The sequence below is a fragment of the Marinobacterium arenosum genome, assembly GCF_019795155.1.
Classification (GTDB): domain Bacteria; phylum Pseudomonadota; class Gammaproteobacteria; order Pseudomonadales; family Balneatricaceae; genus Marinobacterium_C; species Marinobacterium_C arenosum.
Genome location: NZ_JAILYN010000002.1, coordinates 190,984 through 196,983 on the forward strand (window position 1 = coordinate 190,984; position 6,000 = coordinate 196,983).

The 6,000-nt window shown below is 49.5% G+C and carries 3 protein-coding genes; all 3 read left to right on the forward strand.

Features of this window, described 5'->3' with window-relative positions:
- Positions 1 to 356: 356 nt before the first annotated feature.
- The 3 genes from katG to K6T12_RS01895 all read left to right on the forward strand — a co-directional run bounded on the left by katG (position 357) and on the right by K6T12_RS01895 (position 5,586).
- Complete coding sequence (gene katG, locus K6T12_RS01885) at positions 357 to 2,507, forward strand: catalase/peroxidase HPI (protein WP_222218906.1); 2,151 nt, start codon at positions 357 to 359, stop codon at positions 2,505 to 2,507.
- A gap of 519 nt (positions 2,508 to 3,026) precedes the next feature.
- Positions 3,027 to 3,707 (forward strand): hypothetical protein, encoded by a 681-nt coding sequence (locus tag K6T12_RS01890; protein WP_222218908.1) that lies wholly within the window; start codon positions 3,027 to 3,029, stop codon positions 3,705 to 3,707.
- Between the two features lie 58 nt (positions 3,708 to 3,765).
- Positions 3,766 to 5,586, forward strand: a complete 1,821-nt coding sequence (locus tag K6T12_RS01895) for an ATP-dependent nuclease (RefSeq protein WP_222218910.1) — start codon at positions 3,766 to 3,768, stop codon at positions 5,584 to 5,586.
- Positions 5,587 to 6,000: the final 414 nt, after the last annotated feature.

The window sequence follows — 6,000 nt, forward strand, 5'->3', positions numbered from 1 at the left end:
AGCTCCCGATATCCGTACAGCACAACAGCCCTTGGGGAATGTGGATATCAAAACCACCGAAACCTTCACCCACCTGCCTTAGGCTGTAAACTCCTTGAGCAGTCTCTGCGTGATTGCACCTGCAACCTAGTGCAGCCGCTTTTTGGAGCGGGCTAATTCCTTTTCCTGTAACACATTGATAAACGGACGCTTTTCAATAACAACCACTCATTTCCTTTCGATAGAAAAAGCCGAATATGGCATTAGCAAAATACAATCAGCTTCCCTCTTCTTGGTCTCCTATAGTTAGGCATAGATTCTTATAGCAACTTTCTAATACAAGCTCCCTGTCAATAAAAAAGGATAGGAGATCACCGATGTCTGGAAACAAATGCCCTGTGATGCACGGCGCTGCCACCGAGAGCAGCATGTCGAACATGGAGTGGTGGCCCAAGTCACTCAACCTCGACATCCTGCATCAGCACGATAGCAAGACCAATCCGATGACCACCGGATTCAATTACCGGGAAGAGGTCAAGAAGCTTGATTTCGACGCGCTCAAGCAAGACCTGCAGGCGCTGATGACCGACAGCCAGGATTGGTGGCCGGCGGACTGGGGACACTACGGCGGTCTGATGATCCGCATGACCTGGCACGCGGCCGGCAGCTATCGCATCGCCGATGGCCGGGGCGGCGCCGGTACCGGCAACCTGCGCTTCGCGCCGCTCAACTCCTGGCCGGACAACGCAAACCTCGATAAAGCCCGCCGCCTGCTCTGGCCGATCAAGCAAAAATATGGCAACAAGCTCAGCTGGGCCGATCTGATCGCCTATGCCGGCACCATCGCCTATGAATCCATGGGCTTGAAAACCTTCGGCTTCGGCTTTGGCCGCGAAGATATCTGGCACCCGGAAAAGGACATCTACTGGGGAGCGGAAAAGGAATGGCTGGCCAAGGAACGCTATACCGATGCCGGCGACGAGGCCTCGCTAGAGAACCCGCTTGCCGCGGTGCAGATGGGCCTGATTTACGTCAACCCCGAAGGCGTTGACGGCAAGCCCGATCCGCTGAAGACGGCCGAGGCGGTACGGGTCACCTTCGCCCGTATGGCGATGAATGACGAAGAGACCGTCGCGCTGACCGCCGGCGGCCATACCGTCGGCAAAACCCACGGCAACGGCGACGCCACAATACTGGGGCCGGAACCGGAAGGCGGCGATGTGGAGGACCAGGGTCTGGGCTGGCTCAACAAAACCAGCCGGGGCATCGGCCACAACGCGGTGACCAGCGGCCTGGAAGGCGCCTGGACCACGCACCCCACCCAGTGGGATAACGGCTATTTCCAGATGCTGTTCAACCACGACTGGGAGATCCGCACCAGCCCCGCCGGTGCCCGGCAATGGCAACCGGTCAACATCAAGGAGGAAGACAAGCCTGTCGATGTCGAAGACCCATCGATCCGCCATAGCCCGATGATGACCGATGCCGACATGGCGATGATCAAGGACCCGATCTACCGGGAGATCTCCGAGCGTTTCTACAAGGACCCGGCCTACCTCTCCGAAACCTTTGCCCGGGCCTGGTTCAAGCTGACCCACCGCGACATGGGGCCCAAGGCGCGCTATATCGGCCCCGATGTGCCGCAGGAAGACCTGATCTGGCAGGACCCGATTCCCACCGGCCGCAGCGACTACGACGTGCAGGCGGTGAAAGCCAAGATCGCCGCCAGCGGCCTGAGTGTCGGCGAGATGGTAGCCACCGCCTGGGACAGCGCCCGAACCTTCCGCGGTTCGGATAACCGCGGCGGCGCCAACGGCGCACGCATCCGGCTGGCCCCGCAGAAGGACTGGGAGGGCAACGAACCCGAACGGCTGCGCAAGGTGCTGGCGGTACTGGAACCGATTGCCACCGCCAGTGGCGCCAGCCTGGCGGATCTGATCGTGCTGGCCGGTGGTGTCGGTATCGAACAAGCCGCCAAGGCTGCCGGATTCGACGTGACCGTGCCGTTCTCACCGGGCCGCGGCGACGCAACGGAAGAGATGACCGACGCCCACTCGTTCGAGGTGCTGGAGCCGATCCATGACGGCTACCGCAACTGGCTGAAGCAAGACTATGCCGTCAGCGCCGAAGAGCTGATGCTCGACCGCACCCAATTGATGGGGCTGACCGCCCCCGAGATGACGGTGCTGGTCGGCGGCATGCGGGTGCTCGGCACCAACCACGGCGGCAGCAAGGTCGGCGTATTCACCGACCGCGAAGGCGTCCTGAGCAACGACTTCTTCGTCAACCTGACGGACATGAACTACAGCTGGAAGCCGGCCGGTAACAACCTCTACGAGATCCGCGACCGCAAGACGGATCAGGTCAAGTGGACCGCATCCCGTATCGACCTGGTGTTCGGCTCCAACTCCATCCTTCGCGCCTACGCGGAAGTCTATGCCCAGGATGACAACCAGGAGAAGTTCGTAAATGACTTCGTCGCCGCCTGGACCAAGGTGATGAACGCCGACCGTTTCGACCTGGCCTGATATTCGATACGTATCCCCGCGCCTCAGTGATTTTTGCGGCGCGAGGGTACGTCCTTATCAGGGGTGGCAGGTTGAATAGCCGGGTCTGCCCCTCCCTATCGATCAAATAGCTCTTCCCATTGTGCTGACTGTAGCCCTACAGCCCCATCTGCTGCCGGACAGGATTCAGATGTTGCCCATCCGACCTGTTCTGGCCCCTCCCCCCGAATCACTGAAGCTATATAAAGTATGCTGAATAGACTCCCGCGGTAATGTGCGAGTCGGTTAAACGACCGTTCTAAATCTTCACTGGCAGAATCGCATAAACTTCGGCAATATCAACGCATTAGGGATTGATGGCTGGCAGATACTGCGCACAGCCTTGAACACATACACGCATGCACGTTTTCAACGGAGGAGAATGACTGTGTCATCTCAAATACCTTTTCCATTCAGTAGCTTAGCCGTTCTTCACGCTATAGCGCTCTGCACCTAAACGCGCATGCGCAGTATTAAAATGTTAGGCGTCAAGGAGAAAGTATGCCAATTTCTAGGTTTTTAGTGGAAAACCACGGTTCAAATCCAGAAGCAATAAAATTAGCTTTTGCCCAAGCACTTCATAATTGCAAGTCTAGTGGGCTAAGCAAAATCACATTAGTATTCCCAACTAAGGGATCGTTTCCATCTTCAAATATTGCCCAGTTCCTTGGCGAAAAAGCAGCGAAAGCTCTTACTAAGGGTTCAGCTGTCAATTTAGGTGACGGAATTCAGCTTACTCTGGAAATCCCTAAAAACATCAAATCATTTGGTAGATATGATGTTTTATTAGCGACATATCTAACGGCTAAGGATATGGATGTAATTGATGGGGTTAATAATACAAATAGTATTTTGTACTTACCATGGAATGAAGAAGAAGGTAAGCGCTGGCTTTCAACATGGAAACCCCAAGTTGTCGGTAATCAATCATGGGTTGCTTCAACTAATCCTTTGCCACAATTTGTTCAAGATGTGGTCTTAAAACTAGGTCGTTGCATCAATATGGCAACAGGGCTGTCACATCCTTCAGACAAAGAAATGGCGAAGAAACTGTTTTCAGAACTTCGTAAGAATGGTGTCACTGCACCTCCAGAGCTTGTAAGGCAGTTTGCTGTGCAGAGCGGCTGGGAGCCTGTTAGAGCACAAGAGCTAGCAATCTTTGCAGCTAAGTATATTGGGTAAGAATTTACCTAAGTGGGCTGTTATATTTTCATGGAAACTTTGAATCAAGGAGAGAATCTTGAAATTAGAAAAACTCATCATACGTAATTTCCGAGGAATCGGGTTCGCTGAAATCGACATTAATAACTTCACAACTCTTGTTGGCCCCAACAATATCGGCAAATCAACAATACTAAATGCTATTCACTTAGTTCTTGATAATAAGAAACCTAAATTAGAAGATTGGCCAGGTCAAAAGGCATCAGATCAACTAATGGAAATAGTATGTGAATTTGGTGATCTTGAAGAATGGGAGAAGAACAAACCGGCGATATCTAAATTACTCTTTGGAGACAAGCTAAAGATCCGCGTAACAGCTGAATGGAATGCAGAGCAGACCGACTATAGTTACGAATACTCCGTATATAACACTGAAACTAGGTTTCCATGGTCTGATGAAAGCTTCACCAATGCTAAGAAAGATGCAACTTGTAAGGCTATCTTTGATGAGTTGGGGATTAAATCAGCTGCTGCTTTCAAAGAGAGAGCTACTGAATTGGAGGCTCACGCTGTAGGTAATCATTCAGATCATGTTATTCAGTCTGAAGATTGGCACGTTAAGAAGTTTGCTAACTCATTACAACAAGCAGTCCCACATGTAATGTATGTTCCCGCAAGCTTCAAAATAGAAGATGAGCTTAAAGCCACAAACAACAGCCCCTTTTCATTCCTTTTTACTAATAAGCTCTTTCCACAAGTTAAGAACGATAATACATACAAGGATTACATCACTAAGGCTGAATCACTCCAGAACAAGTTGAAGGGGCAAGCAGAGGACGGTAGCGAAATAGAAGGGTTGGGTGATGCACTTGAGCAGGTTTCAAATACACTGAATCAGATTTTAGACTTTGATTCAAAGGTTAGGCTTGCCGTTGGGGATATTGATATTGAACCTTTGTTTATGAAGGCTGCAACTTTTCTCGTGGATGAGGAAATTGAAACAAGCCTTCAATATCAAGGTAGTGGTGTTCAAAGAGCCTTAGCTTTTGCAATGTTAGAAAGTAATGCTGCGGTAGAGTCAGAAGTTTCAGGTGAACAAAGAACAGTTATCGTTTTATATGAGGAACCGGAGCTTTATATTCACCCCCATCTAATGCGAAGGCTAAAATCAACCTTACAAAAAAGGTCGAACTCACCTAAATGGCAAGTAATTTGTTCGACACACTCCCCTTTCCTGATAAATCTTGCTGAGAAACCAGAGTCTCTTAAACTAATAAAAAGAGATAGTGGGAACGAGCGGCAAGTTCATCAAGTTAAAAGCGATATTTTTGAAAAAGATGGTGAATATGACGAACGCACTATCTTGAGAGCTGCGTTAGATTTCCACCCTACAGTTTGCGAAAGTTTGTTTGCAAAACGTGTTGTTATAGTTGAAGGCGACACAGAGGTGGCGGTATTTAGTATGATTGGTGAATTAGCCAAAAAACTAGGAGTTGAAGGTAGTCTCGATAAAGATACTACTGTAGTTTCGGCTGGAGGAAAATGGACAATCCCAGCACTGGCCAAAGTGCTAAATGCTCTAGATATTGATTATCGAGTTATTCATGACACCGACAGAAAATGCCTTACAGATGCTGAACTGGAGGAAAAATCTTCAATTCATCCATACAAGGCTAACGAAAAAATAGCGAGTATAGCAACCGCTGACAGGATTTTCTTGGTTGACGACACGTTCGAACATGTACTTTGGGATCAAGGGCAGAATGAATCTGTTAAATCCACTGATAAACCTTTTAACTCATGGAAAAGAGTGCGTGATTATATTGATGGCACACAAGACTTAACTGAAAAGTGTGAGTCAACTCTCAAAGAGATTGTAACCTTTGCATTTTGCGAATAAAAACAAAACAAAGCCAGTCAGCAGGACGCAGCGAAGCTGCGCCTCTGCTGGCGGACGTTATGAGCCCACGGAAAAATTTGAGCAATGGAAGCTTTAGTCGGTTTACTGCTTTTTATCATCGGCCCGGCTTTGGGCGTACTGGTTGCTATTTGGTTTCTACAAATTTCGAAGTTGTGTTCATATTTAAAGAACAATCATCCTGAGGAGTACAGTGCAATCGGTAAACCTACCCTTTTCATGAATAACAGCCCCAAAAATAGCATCTCACTTCTAAGATTTATTCAAGGAAACCCTGAATTCAGATAATAAGTGCAACACTCATGGTTGAAAGGCGGGAGGTGGCCAACTGCTGACAGTGATACGCTTCAGCTCGCCAAAGTAGAAGAAGTACCACCATGAGTTATCAGCAGTTGA